The 20,091-nt window shown below is 40.9% G+C and carries 17 protein-coding genes; 10 read left to right on the top strand and 7 right to left on the bottom strand.

Features of this window, described 5'->3' with window-relative positions; genetic code table 11:
- Nucleotides 1-36 precede the first annotated feature (36 nt).
- Entirely contained in the window at nucleotides 37-1,011 is a 975-nt protein-coding gene (gene dgcA / locus L3V77_RS22245; protein ID WP_275137005.1) for an N-acetyl-D-Glu racemase DgcA, read from the bottom strand.
- Nucleotides 1,011-2,015 (bottom strand): N-acetyltransferase DgcN, encoded by a 1,005-nt coding sequence (gene dgcN / locus L3V77_RS22250; RefSeq protein WP_275137006.1) that lies wholly within the window; start codon nucleotides 2,013-2,015, stop codon nucleotides 1,011-1,013. Before dgcN ends, dgcA begins: the two co-directional genes overlap by 1 nt.
- A gap of 812 nt (nucleotides 2,016-2,827) precedes the next feature.
- Between dgcN and L3V77_RS22255 the strand changes: the two genes are divergently transcribed.
- Nucleotides 2,828-4,186, top strand: a complete 1,359-nt coding sequence (locus L3V77_RS22255; protein WP_275137007.1) for a sodium:alanine symporter family protein — start codon at nucleotides 2,828-2,830, stop codon at nucleotides 4,184-4,186.
- A 50-nt stretch (nucleotides 4,187-4,236) separates the two neighbouring features.
- On the opposite strand, the gene L3V77_RS22260 is transcribed toward L3V77_RS22255, so the two are convergent.
- Nucleotides 4,237-5,391: a benzoate/H(+) symporter BenE family transporter gene (locus L3V77_RS22260; RefSeq protein ID WP_275137008.1), complete on the bottom strand. Its 1,155-nt coding sequence runs from the start codon at nucleotides 5,389-5,391 to the stop codon at nucleotides 4,237-4,239.
- 100 nt (nucleotides 5,392-5,491) lie between these two features.
- On the opposite strand from L3V77_RS22260, the gene L3V77_RS22265 reads away from it, so the two are divergent.
- The 3 genes from L3V77_RS22265 to L3V77_RS22275 are packed head-to-tail and all read left to right on the top strand — an operon-like array spanning nucleotide 5,492 to nucleotide 7,263.
- Entirely contained in the window at nucleotides 5,492-6,028 is a 537-nt protein-coding gene (locus L3V77_RS22265; protein WP_275137009.1) for an XRE family transcriptional regulator, read from the top strand.
- Between the two features lies 1 nt (nucleotide 6,029).
- Nucleotides 6,030-6,998, top strand: coding sequence for a hypothetical protein (locus L3V77_RS22270; RefSeq protein ID WP_275137010.1), 969 nt, complete (start codon nucleotides 6,030-6,032; stop codon nucleotides 6,996-6,998).
- A 37-nt stretch (nucleotides 6,999-7,035) separates the two neighbouring features.
- A complete protein-coding gene (locus tag L3V77_RS22275) occupies nucleotides 7,036-7,263 on the top strand; it encodes a DUF3820 family protein (RefSeq protein WP_275137011.1) in 228 nt (75 codons plus the stop codon).
- Nucleotides 7,264-7,298: 35 nt separating this feature from the next.
- Here L3V77_RS22275 and L3V77_RS22280 read toward each other — a convergent pair whose 3' ends face one another.
- Nucleotides 7,299-7,658, bottom strand: a complete 360-nt coding sequence (locus tag L3V77_RS22280) for a rhodanese-like domain-containing protein (protein WP_275138230.1) — start codon at nucleotides 7,656-7,658, stop codon at nucleotides 7,299-7,301.
- 102 nt (nucleotides 7,659-7,760) lie between these two features.
- On the bottom strand, nucleotides 7,761-9,821 hold the full coding sequence (locus L3V77_RS22285; RefSeq protein WP_275138231.1) for an alpha-amylase: 2,061 nt from the start codon (nucleotides 9,819-9,821) through the stop codon (nucleotides 7,761-7,763).
- Between the two features lie 425 nt (nucleotides 9,822-10,246).
- On the opposite strand from L3V77_RS22285, the gene L3V77_RS22290 reads away from it, so the two are divergent.
- Nucleotides 10,247-11,062, top strand: coding sequence for a winged helix-turn-helix domain-containing protein (locus L3V77_RS22290; protein ID WP_275137012.1), 816 nt, complete (start codon nucleotides 10,247-10,249; stop codon nucleotides 11,060-11,062).
- On the top strand, nucleotides 11,052-11,579 hold the full coding sequence (locus L3V77_RS22295; protein WP_275137013.1) for a regulatory protein ToxS: 528 nt from the start codon (nucleotides 11,052-11,054) through the stop codon (nucleotides 11,577-11,579). Before L3V77_RS22290 ends, L3V77_RS22295 begins: the two co-directional genes overlap by 11 nt.
- Before the next feature lie 505 nt (nucleotides 11,580-12,084).
- Here L3V77_RS22295 and L3V77_RS22300 read toward each other — a convergent pair.
- A complete protein-coding gene (locus tag L3V77_RS22300; protein ID WP_275137014.1) occupies nucleotides 12,085-13,077 on the bottom strand; it encodes a porin in 993 nt (330 codons plus the stop codon).
- A gap of 442 nt (nucleotides 13,078-13,519) precedes the next feature.
- Here L3V77_RS22300 and L3V77_RS22305 point away from each other — a divergent pair, with 442 nt between their 5' ends.
- Nucleotides 13,520-14,092: a hypothetical protein gene (locus L3V77_RS22305; protein ID WP_275137015.1), complete on the top strand. Its 573-nt coding sequence runs from the start codon at nucleotides 13,520-13,522 to the stop codon at nucleotides 14,090-14,092.
- 1 nt (nucleotide 14,093) lies between these two features.
- Here the strand turns inward: L3V77_RS22305 and L3V77_RS22310 are convergent, their stop codons facing one another.
- Nucleotides 14,094-14,480: an XRE family transcriptional regulator gene (locus L3V77_RS22310; protein ID WP_275138232.1), complete on the bottom strand. Its 387-nt coding sequence runs from the start codon at nucleotides 14,478-14,480 to the stop codon at nucleotides 14,094-14,096.
- A 101-nt stretch (nucleotides 14,481-14,581) separates the two neighbouring features.
- On the opposite strand from L3V77_RS22310, the gene L3V77_RS22315 reads away from it, so the two are divergent.
- The 3 genes from L3V77_RS22315 to L3V77_RS22325 all read left to right on the top strand — a co-directional run bounded on the left by L3V77_RS22315 (nucleotide 14,582) and on the right by L3V77_RS22325 (nucleotide 20,064).
- Nucleotides 14,582-15,490, top strand: a complete 909-nt coding sequence (locus L3V77_RS22315; RefSeq protein ID WP_275137016.1) for an aldo/keto reductase family oxidoreductase — start codon at nucleotides 14,582-14,584, stop codon at nucleotides 15,488-15,490.
- 279 nt (nucleotides 15,491-15,769) lie between these two features.
- The gene (locus tag L3V77_RS22320) at nucleotides 15,770-16,912 is read left to right on the top strand and encodes an efflux RND transporter periplasmic adaptor subunit (RefSeq protein ID WP_275137017.1); all 1,143 of its coding nucleotides are present in this window, start codon (nucleotides 15,770-15,772) and stop codon (nucleotides 16,910-16,912) included.
- 2 nt (nucleotides 16,913-16,914) lie between these two features.
- Nucleotides 16,915-20,064 (top strand): multidrug efflux RND transporter permease subunit, encoded by a 3,150-nt coding sequence (locus tag L3V77_RS22325; RefSeq protein ID WP_275137018.1) that lies wholly within the window; start codon nucleotides 16,915-16,917, stop codon nucleotides 20,062-20,064.
- The last annotated feature ends 27 nt before the right edge of the window (nucleotides 20,065-20,091 follow it).

Raw genomic sequence — 20,091 nt, forward strand, 5'->3', positions numbered from 1 at the left:
AATTCAATTTTTCTAGGGAGCGCAATGAACCACTCCTTAACCCCATAACTCTGTAGAGAAGGGCATCATGTGATTGTTTTCGAACTCGAATCCGTGCTCTATGTCTTCACTTAGCAGTAATGGGCCATCAAGATCAACAATATCGACACCTTGAGCAATAACGAATGCTGGTGCCATGCTCAGAGAGCTTGAAAGCATGCAACCAACCATGATCTGCAACCCTGCTTGCTCTGCTTGATTTTTGAGTGCTAATGCTTCTGTTAAGCCACCGGTTTTGTCGGTTTTAATATTGATCATATCGTAACGACCAATTATTTTGCCTAAACTTTCTCGATCGTGACAAGATTCATCCGCACAGATTGGAATAGGTCTAGGTAGTGTCTCAAGAATATAGTCCATCCCTACAGGGAAAGGTTGTTCAATCATTGCTACACCCAGTTTCACTAGTTCTGGAATCAGTATTTTATAGAGTTCGGGTGTCCATGCTTCATTTGCATCAAGGATAATCTTTGCATTGGGTGAACCTTCGCGAACCGCGGCAACTCTTGCTAAGTCTTCACCGCCTCCTAGTTTCAATTTAAGCAAAGGACGAAATGCATTCTCTATCGCCGCTTTTTTCATGTTTTCTGGGGAGTCTAGGGATAAAGTAAATGCTGTGACCAAAGCGTCAGGAGACATCGCCAAGTTGTCCCAAATTCGCTGTTGTTTTTGTTTACACTCAAGGTCCCATAGTGCGCAGTCGACGGCATTTCTTGCTGCGCCAGCCGGCATTAGGTCTTGCAATGTTTCTCGAGTGACCCCATTTTTTAGTGCAGGTAACACGTTTTCTAGTTCAGTTAAGGTACTATCAATCGTCTCGTTGTAACGTGCATATGGGACGCATTCACCGCGACCCATAACACCGTGACTACTTATTTTTACCTGTATCACATCAGCCTGAGTTTTGCTTCCTCTAGAGATGGTGAAGCTTCCTCTAATGGGCCAACTTTTAACCTTGAAGCTTATTTGCATTATACCTCCGATAGCTTGTTTACTATACGGCTTACACCTTGACGGAATGGGTCTACGACAGGTAGACCGAATTCAGATTCTACTTTATCCATAAATTCTAGCGCGACTTTTTCATCAAGCTGAGAGGTGTTTACAGAAATTCCAATAAATTGTACATCAGGATTGGTCAATCTGGCCGTTGCAATGTTAAGTTCCATACACGTTTTTATGTCGGGTACGAGGTAGTTTGGTAGACCGCGCATGTGTGTTCTTGTGGGTTCATGACACAGAACAAGAGCATCGGCTTGCGCCCCATGTATCAGTCCAGTCGTCACACCAGCAAAGGATGGGTGGAATAGAGATCCTTGTCCTTCAATTACGTCCCAGTGGTCTATAGTGCTTTCTGGTGAGATGGTCTCGATTGCACCTGCGATGAAATCAGCTACAACGCAGTCAACACTCACTCCGTTACCAGTAATCAGAATACCGGTTTGACCTGTTGCACGAAAGTCAGCGTTGACACCCTGTTCTTTCAGCGCTTTCTCTATTGCTAATGATGTATACATCTTGCCGCATGAACAATCTGTGCCAACCGTTAAAAGTCGTTTTCCTTGGCGTTTTTTACCATTGCCTACAGGGTAGTTTTGAGTTGGGTATCGAACATCAAACAGTGCCTGATCATTTTTTTTTGCACTAGCCACTAACTCCGGAATGTCGGTCAACTTATTATGTAAGCCTGAAGCGATATCAAGCCCAGCGTTTAAAGCTTCTATTAATACGCTACACCATTCCTTTGAGATAATACCCCCACGGTTAGCAACCCCAATGATCAAAGTCTTGGCCCCTGCTTCTATTGCTTCTTCAATAGAAAGATCAACCACACCGCAATCCGCATTGCATGTTGGTAAGCGATACTGACCTACGCAATATTCAGGGTGCCAAGTTTTTATGCCTTGAGCAACTTTTGCCGCGAGCGGGTCTGCTGCGTCCCCAAGAAAAAGTAAATAAGGTTTTTTCAGTTCCATTGGTGTTCTCCATTTAAGAAATTAGTTGCTACACAGATGATTAGGCTATGTATCGACATCAGTTGCAGTGCAATATTCGTGACAGGAATGACGACTAATGGGGTGTTCTTATACGGATATTATTAAAAATGTACTTTTTTAAAGAGGTAAGTGAGAGGGTTTTGCCTAAATGTCGAAAATCTAGGGATATGGCCTCATTCTATAACTTAGGGCTATATTAGTTGAATGTTCTGATGGGAGTGAATTGCTAGATAAATTATTCAAAATCAATAATTAATCAGAAGTATATAATTTCAATATGTACCTAAATTTGCGAAATTATATGCTGTACACAAAAAGAAATAACACCCTATCAATTCACGGGTTTTACGATATTCAATCGTTAAGTTTATAAATAAATGAGCAGCATAATAGTCTTTACTCAGCACCATATATGAACAACTCACACTCTTAATGATCATTAATGGTGCAATGAACATCAAAAAAGTTAGAGACTCAGTGTTTAAAACTAATTCTGATTGATGCTAAGAAAAAACTGGTCTTTAAATTATTGTTGCCAGAATGTGAAGTATTCTCGCATATCGATGTAGTGTATTATTCCAATAAAATAACAATATTCAAGATTAAAAACTAATAAAAGGTAGAAGGCCGTGTGAATTTATACTTGCAGCGTTATCTCATTATTGTTTCACTGCCATTGAAATTCCTCTTTAAATGGAATAATTCTAATCATTTCTTATGCTTGGTCTGCTATTTGCTACGGGTATGAGAGGGTAGTTTTTAAAAAGTCACTATTATTGGAGAGTCAGAAAATGGAGTTTATTTCCGGATTGGTCGGTCAGCTTAATGGGATAGTGTGGGGTGTACCCATGCTCGTCCTCATTTTAGGGGTTGGTATTTACTTGACCGTGGGGTTGAAGTTTATGCCTATCCTAAATGTAGGGCGTGCATTTAAGTTAATGTGGAGTAGCCGTGAGGCGAGTGGAGAGGGTGAAATACCTCCGTTTCAGGCGTTGATGACGGCGATGTCTGCAACGGTGGGTACGGGTAATATTGCAGGAGTAGCAACCGCTGTATTTATTGGTGGCCCGGGTGCGCTATTTTGGATGTGGTTGACGGCACTTGTCGGTTTGGCAACCAAATATGCAGAGGCTGTTCTTGCCGTTAAATACCGTGAAAAAGATGAGAATGGCTCATTTGTCGGTGGTCCTATGTACTATATCAAAAATGGTATGGGTGAGAAGTGGGCGTGGCTTGGTTCTCTGTTTGCTTTATTTGGCGCGGTTGCTTGTTTTGGTATTGGTAATGCCGTTCAATCGAATTCCATCGCTCAAGTTTTAGAATCTAACTTCTCATTTTCGCGCCTCGTTGTAGGCCTCATTATTATGGTTCTAGCGGGTGGTGTGATATTAGGCGGCCTAAAGCGAGTTGGTAAGTTTGCGGGTGCAATGGTACCAGTTATGGCAACAGCCTATATTCTATGCGGGGTTGTGATCCTTCTGATGAACTTTGGGGAAGTCATTCCTGCGTTTGCACTTGTCTTTGAACATGCCTTCACACCGGCTTCAGCAGAAGGTGGTTTTGCTGGTGCGACTGTCTGGATGGCAATTCGCTTTGGTGTTGCCCGTGGTGTTTTCTCTAACGAAGCCGGTCTAGGTTCAGCGCCTATCGCGCATGCTAGCGCACAGACCGATGACCCGGTTCGTCAGGGATTGATAGCGATGTTAGGCACGTTCTTAGATACATTGGTCATCTGTAGTATTACTGGTCTCGTCATTATCATTTCTGGCGCATGGACAAGCGGTATCTCTGGTGCCGCTCTGACATCTGCTGCCTTTGGTCAGGTTATTCCTGGTGGTAGTTATTTGGTTGCGGTTAGCTTAGCGATTTTTGCCTTTACGACTATTGTTGGTTGGTCTGTGTATGGTGAGCGTTGTGCTGAATATTTATTTGGTCCTAAGGCCGTATTGCCATTCCGTATCATCTTTATTCTTGCTTTACCTATTGGGGCAATGATGGAGCTGGACTTTGTGTGGCTTCTTGGTGACACGTTAAATGCTATGATGGCGATACCAAACCTAATAGCACTTGCGGTATTAAGTCCGGTGGTCTTTACCCTGACTAAAAACTATTTCAATAAGAAAGATTCAGCGGTTGCTGACTCAAAATAATACGTTGATCGCTATCTTCTAATGAGCTTCTGCTTATATAGAAGATAGCGTTAAGCCTTTTGTTGGTATTTGAAGAGTGCAATACCAACCAACAGACCCAAAACTGGTGCGTTTATACCAAATAGTGTGACGCCCGAAAGTGATATTAAGAAAGTAAGCAAGGCAGGTTCCGTTGTCTTTTCTTTGCTAAAAGAGGTTTTTAGACACATGAGTAGTGTGCCGAGTAGCGCGAAACCAGCCAACATCTGCACAATGTCAGTTGGTAGAATCAGAAACAGAGAGACAACAGCACTTGCCCAACATCCCGTCAATAAATAGAAAATACCTGCCCAAATAGTTGCTCGGTATCGCTGGTTTGCGTCTAAATCTACGTCCCTATTCATGCATATTGCTGCGGATATTGCCGCGAGGTTGGTGCTGAATCCACCGAATGGTGCTGACATCATATTCGCCAATCCGGTACCAAGAAAAAGTGATTTTGTCTGAATCTTGTAGCCGTAGCTATTAAGCATTGCTATGCCCGGTAGGTTTTGGGATAGCATCGTAATAATATAAAGCGGTAGAGCGATATTGATAGCACTGCTGTTACTAAATGTAGGTGTGACCCAAGTAGGCTTGGTTACAGTAAAGTTAATAGTGTGAAAGCTAAAACTATAGAAATACAAAGCATTGGCGATACTTACCAATAGCAGTATGAGCATCGTGTATCTGGGCACAACAGATTTGCTTATTAGGTAGGCGATAAACATGGAAAAAAATAGGATTGGTGAGTGTTCTAGTGGTACGAAAGCTTTTAGGCAAAAAGGAAGTAAAATAGCCGCAAGCATTGCCGTGGCGATCTGAGCAGGTATGCGATCAATTAGTTGGTTAATAGGTTTAATTAATCCTGTTAATAATACAAAAAGGCCTGACAAGATAAAAGCGCCAATACATTCCTGTAACGAGTAATCGGGAGCAACCGTTATTAACATAGCGGCACCTGGTGTAGACCATGCCGTCAATACAGGCACTTTGTAATACCAAGAATAGCCGATAGTCGTTACGCCTAATACGACCCCAAGCATGAATAGCCAGCTGGCGATATGATTGGGTGACGCGCCGGAGGAAGTCGCCGCTTGTATTACCAATATTACTGAGCTTGTATACCCAACGAGGACAGCAGTAAACCCGGCGGTTAAATGACTAAGTTGAAACGAACTAGGCATGGTAATACTCTCGCTTGGATGCTAATCTTTGTGCGTGATAACGCATAGGAAAGAGTCAATATATCAGTGTGCGCAATAACGCACAACAGGATTTTTATTAATGAGTGAGAACCAATTTCGTTCACATATAGCAGAGCACCTAAAACTGTTGCGGAAAAATCGAGGGTTGAGCTTGGATGCAACGGCGAAGTTGACCGGGGTTTCTAAAGCGATGTTAGGTCAGATAGAAAGACAAGAGTCGAGCCCGACAATCTCTAAACTGTGGCAAATTGCGAGTGGTTTGGATACCTCTTTTTCTGCTTTTTTTGCGACGGAGCCCGAAATGCTCTTGAGTGTTAACATCTTTCCAAACGATAAGAACATGCATGTTAAAACTGTGTTTCCTTATCAACCAGATACGAAAATAGAGATGTTCGAGATTGAACTCGTTAATCACCATCAACAGATGTCAGACGCTCATGCGGTAGGCGTAGTAGAGCATATATGCGTTCTTAGCGGCGAGTTAGAGTTATATGTCGATGCTAAATGGAAGAAAGTTAATGCGGGTGAAAGTTGCCGCTTTCATGCGGATCAAATTCATGGTTATAGGGCCAGTACTGAACGAACTCTTTTCCAAAATATAGTGTGTTATACCTGATATGAAATATTTTAAATTATGGATAATCTTACTGCTTGTTCCGTTTTCTTTCGCCATGGCACAAGAAGAAGAGAGTATCGACCAGAGTAATGACGCCGTGACTTTCAAGAGTGCTGAGGAGCACTGTTATAGTGACAATAGAGAAGTTGGGTCACTCGATAAAACCTATCATTATTTGAATACAAAATTTTGCCAACCAGCGATATGGTTTGATAGTTTCTTCGTGGACGAACGGATTACAGATGACGCTAGAGCTGGAACGATGGTGAGGTGGTATAACGACTTTTCTTGGTCTGAATCGGATGGTTTTAAGTTTAGAACCTCACTGAAAGCGAAACTGCATTTACCAAGAGCGACCAAAAAGCTTAAGATCGTAATCGAATCGGATGCAGACGATGATTTACAAGATATATTTCCGTCGAACAGCGACGAATTAGAAAATTCGGTAGGGCTTCGATACGACTGGTACGCAAGGGAAAAAAGCAGTTTCAATATTAAGGTGACACTGAGACCAAGTATCGAAGCTCGATATCGCTATAGCTATCCTTTGTCGCAAGATACGTTACTTAACTTTACACAGCGAGTGTATAGCCGTAAGAGTGTTTTGGGTGAAAGAACTCAAATCGATGTAGACCATACGCTGGATGAGCAATTCTTAGTTCGTTGGACCAATTATGCAAAGTATGAGGATGACATCAATAGCTTCGAATTAGCCAGTGGGTTAACTTTGTATCAATCGATCTCTGCTAAGCAGGCGCTAAGCTATAATGCCAGCATCACTGGGTATGATAAGCCGGACGCTTACATCAGCAATACAAATGTATCTGTAACTTACAGGCACAATATCTATCGAGATTGGTTATTCTATGAGATCACGCCTGAGTACAATTGGGATAACAAGATAGAAGAAGATAAAATGGACGAAGCGACGATTACGTTTCGTTTAGAGTTCTTGTTTAACAATGTATAGTGGTGTTTTTTGGTTTAAAGTTAGTTGAGATGAATAAGTGTTAGAGAAAGAGAACTTGATAAAATTAGCGAGAATCAAGATGCCGTTTGGTAAATACGCGGGGCGTACCTTGATCGATCTTCCGGAAGAATATTTGCTCTGGTTTGCTCGTAAGGATTCTTTTCCTGAGGGAGAATTAGGTGATCTGATGCAACTCTGCTTAGCGCTAAAAATTGAAGGGTTAGATATGGTCGTTAAACCACTAAAGTACCCAGAGTCGCGCTAAACGTAGAGTTGATCTCTTATGGCTGAATAAACTAGCTACTTAGAGGCGAGCATCTCGTTAAGGCCGCCACCATTGTGAACGTTAGTGAATCCATTTTTTTTCAAAAAGCGTTCAGCTTGCCCTGAACGGTTACCACTGCGGCAATAAACAACAATCTGTTGATCTTTATCTACATTATTAAACGCGACATTCACCGTCTCTAGCGGGAAATTTACCGCAGATTCAATATGTTGGGTGTCAAATTCTTGTGGTGTTCTAACGTCAACGATTAGCGCACCTTGTTCTATTTTTTGCCATGCTAATTCAGCACGGTTTTCTGCAAAGCTTGAGAAAGCGATGAAAGCCAGAGCAAGGGCGACAATTTTTTTAAAGATCACGGTTATTTCCTTTTTGATGAACCTATATAAGAGGAGATTATATAGGTTCATTATTTCTTTTGTGAAGTGTTTGATCAATATTGATTGTAATACCCGCTCTACAAAATGACAGGACAGAGTTTACTTACCCACAAAAGCGACAACCACTTTGTCATCCCCAAGAACTCGAGAGAAAGCATAACCTTGCTTTTGTTTAAGCGCTTTATGTTGTCCTGCACCGATAGAAGGGTGTGATTTTCGAAACTGCCCAACCGTTTTCCAGTGTTCAAGTAGTTTCTTTCTATTGTCATCTAATTGCCAAACCATATCGGAGCGTGTGCCTTGATGAAAGTCATCGGCGTATGGGCCAATCGCTCTAGCAACTTCGTCTCCGTAATAAACCTGAATCGCCCCAGGGCTAAGCAACAAAGCACTTGCCGCGTCTCTTTGCATATCGAATGATTTATAGCGACTAAAGAACAATTCTGTGTCATGAGATGACATGTAGCTTACTGGGTTAAAATCTTTTTCGGAGGCGATCGTATCGGCATAAGATTGATAGGTCTCTGCCATATAGCTGAAGCAAGCGGCACCTTTATCCATTTTTTTCTGCATGTCGAAGTTTATCAAGGCATCAAAACCGTCATCAAAATATGGACTTCTGTACGCTGAGTGTCCCCATACTTCACCCATCATCCAAAATGGCTGGCCGCCCGATTGTCCATTTTTCTTACGCCATGCCTCTAGCTTCTCGCTTGATTGTTTTTTTAGTCGTATCCAAACGTCACTTTCAACGTGCTTTACGGTATCGACACGAAAGCCATCAATTCCAAATCGTTTAACCCAATCGGACTGCCATTCGATTAGATAATCGGAGACAGTGAAATTCTGCTTATGTTTGACACGAGTGCCTGGGTTATTGAGCAGCCAATTTGGTGGTGTAACGGTTTTTTCTGACTCGGTGATAAAGTCTGGTAGTCCCGCCAAAGACATCGTAATGTCACTATTCCCTGGTTTTTTATAGTCAGGAAAACCAGCACGGATCCAATCTGGTCCCCACCAACTCGTCCATGCGTTACTAGCATAATCAATACTGTCATTGTAACTGTGCCAGTTTTCATTTTTTCCCGGTACCCAATCAGACCATTTATCCGGCCAACTTCTTTTCGGCGAGACGACATTGATGTCGTCAAACTGTAGATCGGATAAAGCAGCGTAGCCGGAATGGTTCACGACCGCATCTAACAGAATTTTTATACCCCGTTTATGCGCTTCCGCGACAAGTTGTGTTAAATCCTCATCTTTACCGAAATTTTCGTCAATCTTGGTGAAATCTCGGGTCCAATAACCGTGATAAGCATAAAATGGGAAGGACCCTTTTTCTCCTCCCCCAACAAAACCATGTATTTGCTCTACAATAGGGGAAAGCCATATAGCGTCAGTTCCTAAACTCTGGATGTAATCTAGCTTTTTAATAATGCCTTTTAAATCACCACCATGGAAAGTCCCCACTTCATCATTACCATCTTTTTGTCGACCATAACTCGTATCATTATTCAGGTCACCATTGCTAAACCTATCGACCATGACAAAGTAGATGTTCGCGTTGCGCCAGTCTAGAGGGGTAGAAAGGTTGGAACTCTGTTGCAACGTTGGTTCTAACAAAACCATACCACCGCTATTGAGGGATGGCGTTAGTGTTACGTGATGATTGATAACCTCAGTAACTTGCCCCGTGAACGTGTCTTTTAGCTTGGTACCATCTGCGAATGTATCGGCTACGTTTAACGTGACCTCTTCACTAATATGGGTATCGCAAGTGAGGTTGGGAACGGCTCTTTTGAATTCCTTTTTTACGGTATTACTTTTCTTCTTTGTGAGTGTTATCGATTGCGTGGTTTTATCGAATGTAAATAGGTAGTCGCCACTAAGGCGTATCTTTAGCTCGAAAAGAGTTGGTTCTTGGCAGTTGAGTTGCGTCGGTGTATTGAATTTGAGTTTCTTAACGACATCAACAGTACATGTTCCACCAATATCAGTCACTTTTATTGAATAATTATCTTTTTTTAGCGGAACATTCACTGGATGCTCCGCGGTAAAAGAATAGTTTCGGCTGTTAGTGGACGTCGATATTGTTAGGTTAGCCGCCGACAAAGGTGTCGATGCCAAGATCAATGCAGTTACTATCGTATTAAGTTTCATTGCTGGGCCATTATAGTTCATATTAGTATCATCTAGCTAAATGATAAATGCAAAACGACGCTTAGACATCATTCGGTTGGCTACGCCTCAAAAGTGTTAACTAGGTCATGGTAGGGTGTAGAAAGATGTAGGGGGTAATATTTTTAGATTTGTCACAGTAGAAAAAATTATTCATTACCTATAGATACGATTAATTTTTCACACATATAGTGTCTTTTTTGTACATTTTGGCCTGATATTTATGTGATTTTTTATAAATTTTCTATTTAAACAAAGAGATAAATTATTTACAAACATTTACTTTACGAGTGTGCAATAAATGGTTGAAATGAAGATGAATGAGGATATACTATCATAATATATTCGAATAAAGTTTTATAAAATTATAACTTTGGGCGAATATTTGTGAAACTAAGGAGGTGTTTATGATAGTGGAGAATAAGTACTTTCTTAACGACAAGTATATTTTCAATGTCAACAAAAAGTCATTAACTGATCTGGATAATAGTGAAGATATAATCTGGCTAGGTAGTAATGAAAGCAATATTTTATTAGCATTTATTGAAAGGCCAAATCAGGTCTTGAGTCGAGATGAAATACACGAGCTCGTGTGGACTAGCAACGGGTTTCATGTGGATGAATCTAGTGTTATCCAAGCAATATCAACCGTTAGAAAAATACTAAAAGATTCAGCAAAAGAACCTGAGTTTATTAAGACCATTCCCAAACATGGTTACCAATTTATTGGTAATAGTAAAAAGATAGAAGAAGATGTAAAGCAAGGCATAGATGACGAACTACAAGATGATGATCTAAAAGAGATTGAAATTGAACGTTTCAACATAACGAATCTGTTAAGTAAAAAATTATTATCATTTTTTATGGTGATGTTGGTTTCTGTATTAATGTTCCAGTTTATATGGCCGTTGAATCTATTTTCTCCTAAGTATTCTGAACTCAAAGAAATAGGTCGGGTAGGTGATATAGGAGTCTATTTGTTAAATAGAGATACTAATGGCGCTAGCCATGCGGAAGATATCAAGTATTGTACGAATAAGTTGTTGACCTATCATCCCAATACCGAGAATATCGATAAAGTCATTGTGTCTTATACGTTCAGAAATGAGCTGATCATTAACGTAGTAGATAAATATTTAACGGAAAGCGTGAGCTATAATCTGATGCCAAAAAATATGGATATGATGTCCTTTTGTGAGATGAGGTTTGATAATGATAAATAAAAACTTGTTGATTACATTGACTATATTGTCTATACCACTGATGTATTTGATTGTTCATGATTCTACTTCAATTGAAAAATCAAGCTTTACCTCTAAAGCATGGCATTCGGAAATGAAGGTTCTTCTTCCAAAGAAAAGTGCGAACTATGGGAAGCTGGATATAGACAAAACGTATACAGTTTCGATAAAGAGTGATATTAAATATATGAATGATAATACATATGTTCAAAATTCTATCGTGAATAGCTTAGATAGAAATGACGACACGATATCTACTCTTGAAATATCTAATGTAGGGCAATGGAAATACGAGCAAGGTTATATTTTTTTAGAGGCTGGTGATATTAGAGACGTTTCTTCCGTCAGAGTTAATCATATTGATGACGGAAGTCTGGAAAAAATAAAGGAAATGTTCATCATTAATATGTTACGAGTGACTGAGGTAAATCAGATCGATGAGAAAACCATGTTGATGACGTCTATAGATAACTCATCTAGGCTGTGGGTAGCCAATTAATATATAAATAGTGGAATGAATTTTGTTTTTAAAGGCCCCTTGCATTAGCAAAGGGCCTTTAATTTTGAAATCAAGCTAAGTTGGTAAGGGTTTATATATTTGAGTTCGTGTATTGATTTTTAATGAGCTGATAAACATGTAATTAATAAAGTTGTACTATATTTATGCATCAGATTTTTAGGATCTTTCTTGGTGTGTTTTTATGTAAAAATAAATGTTATTAAAAAATTATTTGCCATGATTTTTGGTGCATGTATTAAGGATGATTATTACATTAGTAATAGGATGGTATGCTTGATTAATAGGGTTTGTAATAAATGGTCGTGTTAGAAAGTATAATATAAATAATGTTGTTAAGGATATATATTGTCTCCTTATTGATTCAATTATATTTATTCCTGGGTGTTAGCGTTTATATTTTTACTCGAGAATAATGATTAGGTTAGTTATTGGGAAAAAAGCCTACAGTTAAGTAGGCATTGAAATTATCTGAACGTTACTATTCTTAGAAAGTATAGTAAACACCAGCCACCATTAGAGACAGGTCAGCGTCTTTTTCATAACCTGAGTTGTCTGCAGCGGAGTATTCAGCAAAACCTGTTAGGTTGCTTGAGAATGTGTAATCAGCACCAAAAGTATAGGTTGTTACTTCATCGCTATTAGCGACGTCTTGCTCTTCAGCAATGTATGTTGAAGCATATACTCGCACTGCGTTAATTGTATAGTCCGCAGCAAGGCCGATGACTTCGTACTCTTGGCTGTCGACTTGCTCAACTACATAGTGTGATGCGATAGAGAAAACATCATTGTCATAGCCTAGTTTAAAGCCGTAAACGTCATTGTCGCCATTGTTTGTGACTGCGTAAGCGCCGCGGTTGCCACGATCTTGATAAGATGCACCAATATTAAAGTCAGCGATATCAAAAGCAGCTGAAAGTCCATATACCGAATCTTGATCTGAATCTTCAGCTAAATAAGTGTCTGCAATCAACGTCAACATTTCTGTATTGTATCTTAGCGCAATGCCGTGACCTTTTGACTCAAATCGGTCTGCAACGTCATCAACATAACCTACACCTTCATTGGTGTTATCGATAATAATTGCGTTCAAAGAGTCTCCGAAATCACCCACTTCACCAACGGCGACAGCGAAATTTTCGCCAAATTTTGCGCCGAAGTATTCGTCATCAGTTTCAACTTCTTTTGAATCATTGTCACCAGGGCCAAAGCCTACGCCGTTTTGTATTTCGAATGAACCAAACACGCCAACCGTGTCACTTAGTTTATGGGTAGCATCGATCTGAATTTTTGCCCATACATCAACGTCTGGGTCACTTTTATAATCGTCTGCAGCGGTGCCTTTCAGTTCAGAAGTACTTAGATAGACATCAATTTCACCTTTCAAGTTAAGAGACGTTTGGTCGTCGCTATATATGCTCGCTGCGTTTGCACCAGTAGTAACAGCGGCCACTGCTAAAGCAATAAGTTTTCTATTCATTTTTACTAATCCTATGTAATACGTGTTTTAGTTATATTGAGGTGAGATCAACACGAGTATCTGCAACAAACGCGTCTTAATTTTCTATACAACGAAAGTTGATAGATTTGGCGCTCAAATGTAGATGTCGTAATACATTGACTCACCTCATCGATTTAACGCCGATGAGGTTTTTCAGGCTAGTAAAACGAAATAAATTCTATAATAAATGCATTTTATTTTGTTTTTATGTCAGTTAAGTGTCTGTATATTAAGGTTAATATTGGATTTGTTAAATATTTTAGAAGGGCAAAAATAAAAGGTAGCACGATGGGTTATTTAGCGATTTTTTATATAAAAATGAGATGTAAATCAGGTTTTTTTAGATCTATTCTCGATTTTATTGAATAGCGTTATTATTAATGCCTGTACAATACCTGTTGTTTGTTACGGGTTGAAAGATATGAAAAAGCGATTTTATTTGTCAATGGCATTAGCGTTGTTTACCAATCAAGCCAGTGCTTTTTCTCTGGTATGGTTGCAACCAATGATTGAGCCAAACACTGCCCCTTGGCAGTTAGAACAATTGCAAGAGTCAATGGAACTCTATGATTGTGGGCTAGAAAGGGAGAATCAAGCGTTCTGTTCCGATGTGATTAAATACTATAATGTTGATGTAGAAAGTCGCCTATTGGTACAGAATAATGTGGTGCAGCATATAGAAATCACGGCGCCTTATTCTTCGATTGCCTATTCAGAGCTTCAACTTAACCTGAGAAAGGATGGTTATGTACTCGCTAAAGCCGTTATCAACGACCGCGTATATGATGCGATTAAGGCGTTGAAATCAAAACCCACTAAATTGGTAAATAGAGAGATGGTCATGTTTATTAATAATGGTCCTATTTCTTCTTCTCGAGAGCTGACTTGGTACCCTAATTCAGAATATTATGCAGAGCACCCAAGTAGAGAGGCTATTTTTTCTAGTGATGAACAGGGCATCAAATTGACCTTCAAAAGGGCCAACAGACCTTAGTTTAACCCCTTCGATTCAAAAAAGCTTTCATACCTGTTTTGTCGAGATAATTGTCTGCTTTTTTGTGGGCTCGTAGGTATTGATAACCTGCAATAATACGGCGGTGCAGGCTGTCCTCTACTAATTGGCGATCAGTGACAAATTCGTAAGCAATTTTGTAGGCTTCCATATCGACAATTTCCGCTTTACGGTACAAGTATCCACACCCGGTCGCTAGCCATTCTAAAGAACAGTTTGCTTTCATTGCTATCTGATTTGCTTTCGTTAAACTCGGCTCACTGCCTTTGAGGTACTTTCTAATTAAGGCTTCATTTAACTCGACTCGTCTAGCAAATCCGCTGACACTCTCTTCGCCTATTAACTCTTGTAATCGTTCTGAAAAACTCATGATTTCGTACTCTGGTTCGAATATTCGATGTTTTACCATTGAGTGAGTTCTTAAACAAGCCTAGGATTCGTTTATATCCAATTAATTAAGGAGACAATCTAATGGTTGCTAACGTTGGTATTGCGCCTCAAGGCCCAATTTTTTCTGAATTGGTTCAAGGCTATTGGCGTATGACAGAGTGGGGAATGACTCCTCAAGAAAGACTAAGTTTTTTAAAGCAACACGTTGAACTCGGCGTGACGACGGTCGATCACGCAGATATATATGGAAACTATCAGTGTGAGAAGCTTTTTGGTGAAGCGTTGGCATTAGATAAATCGATGCGTGATCAAATTGAGATTGTAACCAAGTGTGATATCCATCTGTGTGGATACCATGCTCCAGAAAGAAAAATCAATCACTACGATACAAGTAAGCAACACATTTTGGCGTCAGTGAATAACTCACTGTCACATCTAAATATAGAAAACATTGATGTCCTGCTTATCCATAGACCAGATGCATTAATGAATGCTGACGAAGTAGCAGAGACAATGTTGGCGTTGAAAAAGGCCGGTAAGGTGTCGCACTTCGGGGTGTCAAATCACTCTCCTTTGCAGTTCGATCTGTTGCAATCCAGACTCAACATCCCTTTAGTGACCAATCAAGTCGAGATTAATCCATTGAACTTTGGCGCTGTTGATGACGGTACTCTCGATCAGATGCAGATGAAACGCACGCGGCCAATGGCTTGGTCTTGTCTTGCGGGTGGTCGCCTTTTCTTTGGTAATTCAGAGAAAGAAATCAGGGTTAGAAACGAGCTTGAAGTTGTCAGGCAAGAATTAGGGGCAGAGAGTATCGATCAGGTTATCTATGCATGGGTACGTCGTTTACCTTCGCAACCACTCCCTATTATCGGCTCGGGTAAAATAGAGCGTGTGCAAGCGGCAATTGACGCTCTACGAATCGAGTTGACCCGTGAGCAATGGTATCGAGTTTGGGTGGCATCCAAAGGTCATGGTGTGCCATAACCAATTATTAACGTAGCTAGTTATCATTGAAATCAATAAGAAAAGTCGTTTATATACAGCGGCTTTTTTATTTATAAGTCACTGAAATATTTTCACACATATTCGACTTTAATTTTGATAAAACTCTGACATTGCTCGGTTTTTTATAATCTATGTTATTGGCCTATAAGCAATTTAACCTTACCTTCAGATGTGTGATACGTAGACATGATTTATGTCTATTAGCGTATTTTTTCTAAATTCAGGTTACTTACAATTCCCACAATTATTGGTCAATTAATGCGTAAAATTATACTTCTTATTCCTGTTGCTAGTGCAGTAATTCTAGTCGGCTGCGGTCAAGAACCTTCTCTATCACAAGCGACGGCGCCTCTTGTAACGACAGAAAAAGTTGAGGTGGTGAGTTACCACCGAAACCAAGATTATGTCGGTCGAGTGAATGCGGTGGAAGATGTTGCCATCACGGCTCAAATATCAGGTTATCTAAAGTCTCGCCATTATACCGAAGGGGAGACCGTCAAGAAGGGGCAGCTTTTATACCAAATTGAATCTTCTTCATATCAGGCTCAGGTTGCCAGTGCAAAAGCCGACATTGCTCAAGCCGATGCGAATGTACAAAAAGCAACGTTAGACTATGAACGAGGCAAAGACTTATTGCCGAAAGGAAATATCTCTCGTTCGGAATATGATGCGTTGACCAGTATTAAGTTGGGGGCAGAAGCACAGCGAGAAGCGGCGAAAGCTCAATTAAATGTGGCTAACGTTAATCTTTCATATACCAGTATTGAGGCACCAATTTCGGGTCGTATTAGCGAAAGTAACGTTAGTATTGGTGACCTTGTTTCTCCTTCTACGGGGACATTAACCAACATTGTAAGTCTGGACCCTATTCATGCAAGCTTTACGGTGAGTGAAAGAGAACGTTTGAATATGGGGATGGACGGCGTTGATGGCGACGGTAAAGGAGCGATCGACAAGGTTGAAGTGCATGTTGTTTTTGAAAATGAACAGATGTACAACCAGAGTGGGTATATCGATTTCATCGATAATCGTATTGATGTGACAACGGGTACCCTAGCGATGCGTGCGAGTTTTGCTAATCCAAATCAAATATTGCTGCCAGGCCAACACATAAAAGTCAATATCCAAGAAAAGAAGCCTGTTGAGGTTATTACTATTGCTCGTCGTGCTGTTCAAAGTGACTTAGAGGGTGATTTCGTGATGGTACTTAGCGAGGGGAATATTGCTGAACGACATAACGTATCTTTGGGAAAACAAGTGGAATCCGGTGTTATTATTATGAATGGATTATCCAAAGACGATACGATTATTACCAAGGGACTACAACGAGTACGTAACGGTATTGTGGTGAGAGTTGAGGACACCTTAGCCGCAGATAAAGTCCACGGAGAGGGTTCGTAACTATGCTGAGTCGTTTCTTTATTCAACGTCCTAAATTTGCATTGGTTATTTCTATTATTCTGACATTAGCAGGCGCTATTTCGTTAACTCAACTGCCTGTGGCTGAATATCCAAAGATAAGCCCGCCTTCCGTCAGTGTAACAGCGTATTACACCGGAGCAAGTGCAGAGACAGTGGAACAAGCCATAGCGGATCCGATCGAAACCTCGGTTAATGGCGTTGAGAACATGATCTACATGTCTTCAAAAAGTGCCAACGATGGATCGTATAATCTGAACGTCACCTTTGATGTTGGTACCGATCCTGATATGGCACAAGTTAACGTGCAGAATCGAGTGACTCAAATCGAATCAAAGCTTCCTCAGGAAGTACGCATGGTTGGCGTGACGGTGAAAAAAAGGTCGCCGGATCTACTGATGGTTCTGAATTTTTACTCTCCAGATGGTAAATACGATGACCAGTTTCTGGTGAACTACGTAAATCTAAATGTTAAAGATCAGCTAGCGCGTGTCAAAGGTATCAGTGAAGTCGGTGTGATAGGAGGTGGAGAGTACTCAATGCGTGTTTGGTTGGATCCAGATAAGATGGCAAATCTTGGGTTAACCACCACTGATGTTTATGCGGCGCTCGCAGAACAGAATGTTCAAGTTGCGGCTGGTAAGGTCGGTGCACCACCTTATGATAATGCGCAAGAGGTTCAATTTAACCTTGTTACAAAGGGTAGGTTAGAGACAGTCGAAGAGTTTGAAAATGTTGTGCTAAGAGCCAACAATGATGGCTCCACCATATATTTACAAGACGTTGCCCGACTAGAATTGGGTAAAAAATTCTACGATGGTAACGGAAAATTTCGAGGGCAAGATGCCGCCATTGTGACGCTGTCACTACAGTCCGATGCTAACGCTTTAGAGAGTGGCGAAGCGGTGATGTCACTACTGGATGGCATGAGCGTTAATTTCCCGGAGGGTATGGCATATGAAGCAAGCTATGACACGACGGTTTTTGTTGCCGAGTCGATTAAGGGCGTCGTTAAAACACTAATCGAAGCCATACTCTTGGTCATTGCGGTTACCTACATGTTTTTGGGTAGTGCACGAGCCACATTGATACCAGTGATTGCGATTCCGGTTTCATTAATAGGTACTTTTGCGGTAATGCTCATCACGGGCTTCACCATAAATACGGTGACACTTTTTGGTTTAATACTCGCCATTGGTATCGTAGTAGATGATGCAATTTTAGTCATTGAAAACGTCGATACAACAATGAAAAAAGATCCTAGTTTAACACCGGCCAAGGCAACATTGATAGCGATGAAAGAGGTTACCGGCCCGATTGTTACGTCGACGCTCGTATTATTGGCGGTATTCTTACCCGTTGCTATGCTACCGGGTATCACTGGCATCATGTATCGGCAGTTTGCTTTAACTATCTGTATTTCGGTTGTTATCTCCTCTATCAATGCATTGACCTTATCGCCAGCACTCTGTTCATTGGTGTTGAAACAGGGTGGAGGTAACACATCTAACTGGTTCAAGGCATTCAACAGGGGGTTGGAAAAGGTGACTCGGGGCTACGGTAATGTCGCTGGTTTCTTGGTGAGAAAGACAATATTACTTGGCGCATTTTTCATAATTGCGGTCGCCGCCGTCACCTATTTCACTAAAACAACGTCAACCGCATTTGTTCCTCAAGAAGACAAAGGCATCTTACTGGTTAATGTTCAACTACCCGATTCAGCGTCACTATCCAGAACCGAGGATACGACGGTTAAGTTGATGGAGATTGTTGAACAAGAACCGGGAATTGATGGGGTTACGGTTGCGAATGGTTATGCATTATTAACAGGTGCAGCGGCTTCTAACGGAGCGACCTTATTCGTTAAGCTTAAAGGTTGGGAGGAGCGAAACAGCCTTGAGGGGGATCACTCCTCATTTGCTATTGCACAACGACTTAATAGCGCCGCAGCTCAATTGTTACCTGAAGCGGTAGTATTCGCTTTGGGTCCACCAGCGGTTCCAGGGATGGGGGCTGCATCTGGTTTCGAATTTGTTTTAGAGGATACGTTAGGACGAAACCGAACCGATCTTGCACAAGTAATGAATGAGGTTATTCAAGCGGCAAATCAACAGCCAGAGATACAGCATACATTCAGTACGTTTAGAGCGAATGTGCCGCATTTCCATGTTGATATTGACCGGGAAAAGGCGAAGCAATTAGGTATTTCGTTAGGTGATATATTCCAGACATTGCAGGGAAATCTAGGGTCACTTTATGTGAATGACTTTACGATGTTTGGTAAAAATTTCAGAGTCACCATGCAAGCGGATAGCGAACACAGAAGCAGCATGAACAACCTAAACCGATTCCATGTTCGTTCATCTGAAAACAAGATGATTCCACTGAGTACATTGGTTTCTTATGAACAAGTATTTGAACCGGACGTGGCGTGGCGTTATAACATGTATCGTTCGGCGGTAATCCAAGGTCAGCCAGCACAGGGATATTCAAGTGGTGATGCTATTGCTGCGATGGAACGAGTTGCCGCAGAAGTGTTGCCACATGGTTATCAGCATGAATGGACAGGGATGGCATATCAAGAAGTGAAAGCCGGGAACCAAGCGATTTTCGCATTCGCGTTGGCACTTATCTTTATCTATCTCTTCATGGTGGCGCAATATGAGAGTTGGAGTATACCAATTGCCATTATTCTTGTTGTTCCTGTCGCCACGCTGGGATCCTTCTCGGCGATAAACTTGGCGGGATTGCCACTCAATCTTTATGCTCAGATAGGTTTGGTATTGTTGATCGCTTTAGCGGCAAAAAATGCCATTCTTATTGTGGAGTTTGCTAAACAAGAACGAGAGGAAAAAGAAGTACCTATTGACGATGCGGCAGTACACGGCGGCAAATTGCGTTTTAGAGCAGTAAACATGACATCGTGGTCGTTTATTTTGGGTATTACACCATTGATATTTGCTTCTGGAGCGGGGCACATCAGCCAAAACTCATTGGGTGTTTCTTTGGTAGGCGGGTTACTTTGTGTATTACTCGCGGGTACATTTTTGATACCCGGTTTTTATGCTGTTATCCAACGACGAAGAGAAAAAATTCATGGTGGAAATACAAAGGTCGTTGATATAGAAGAGTAACGCTATGAAACCCTGAGAAGAATCTGT

It is taken from the genome of Vibrio sp. DW001, from assembly GCF_029016285.1.
Classification (GTDB): domain Bacteria; phylum Pseudomonadota; class Gammaproteobacteria; order Enterobacterales; family Vibrionaceae; genus Vibrio.

What these genes read in the sequence shown, in the direction of transcription:
- dgcA (WP_275137005.1), bottom strand. Translation starts at nt 1,011, where the DNA reads ATGCAAATAAGCTTCAAGGTTAAAAGTTGGCCCATTAGAGGAAGCTTC.
- dgcN (WP_275137006.1), bottom strand. Translation starts at nt 2,015, where the DNA reads ATGGAACTGAAAAAACCTTATTTACTTTTTCTTGGGGACGCAGCAGAC.
- L3V77_RS22255 (WP_275137007.1), top strand. Translation starts at nt 2,828, where the DNA reads ATGGAGTTTATTTCCGGATTGGTCGGTCAGCTTAATGGGATAGTGTGG.
- L3V77_RS22260 (WP_275137008.1), bottom strand. Translation starts at nt 5,391, where the DNA reads ATGCCTAGTTCGTTTCAACTTAGTCATTTAACCGCCGGGTTTACTGCT.
- L3V77_RS22265 (WP_275137009.1), top strand. Translation starts at nt 5,492, where the DNA reads ATGAGTGAGAACCAATTTCGTTCACATATAGCAGAGCACCTAAAACTG.
- L3V77_RS22270 (WP_275137010.1), top strand. Translation starts at nt 6,030, where the DNA reads ATGAAATATTTTAAATTATGGATAATCTTACTGCTTGTTCCGTTTTCT.
- L3V77_RS22285 (WP_275138231.1), bottom strand. Translation starts at nt 9,821, where the DNA reads ATGAAACTTAATACGATAGTAACTGCATTGATCTTGGCATCGACACCT.
- L3V77_RS22290 (WP_275137012.1), top strand. Translation starts at nt 10,247, where the DNA reads ATGATAGTGGAGAATAAGTACTTTCTTAACGACAAGTATATTTTCAAT.
- L3V77_RS22295 (WP_275137013.1), top strand. Translation starts at nt 11,052, where the DNA reads ATGATAAATAAAAACTTGTTGATTACATTGACTATATTGTCTATACCA.
- L3V77_RS22300 (WP_275137014.1), bottom strand. Translation starts at nt 13,077, where the DNA reads ATGAATAGAAAACTTATTGCTTTAGCAGTGGCCGCTGTTACTACTGGT.
- L3V77_RS22305 (WP_275137015.1), top strand. Translation starts at nt 13,520, where the DNA reads ATGAAAAAGCGATTTTATTTGTCAATGGCATTAGCGTTGTTTACCAAT.
- L3V77_RS22310 (WP_275138232.1), bottom strand. Translation starts at nt 14,480, where the DNA reads ATGAGTTTTTCAGAACGATTACAAGAGTTAATAGGCGAAGAGAGTGTC.
- L3V77_RS22315 (WP_275137016.1), top strand. Translation starts at nt 14,582, where the DNA reads ATGGTTGCTAACGTTGGTATTGCGCCTCAAGGCCCAATTTTTTCTGAA.
- L3V77_RS22320 (WP_275137017.1), top strand. Translation starts at nt 15,770, where the DNA reads ATGCGTAAAATTATACTTCTTATTCCTGTTGCTAGTGCAGTAATTCTA.
- L3V77_RS22325 (WP_275137018.1), top strand. Translation starts at nt 16,915, where the DNA reads ATGCTGAGTCGTTTCTTTATTCAACGTCCTAAATTTGCATTGGTTATT.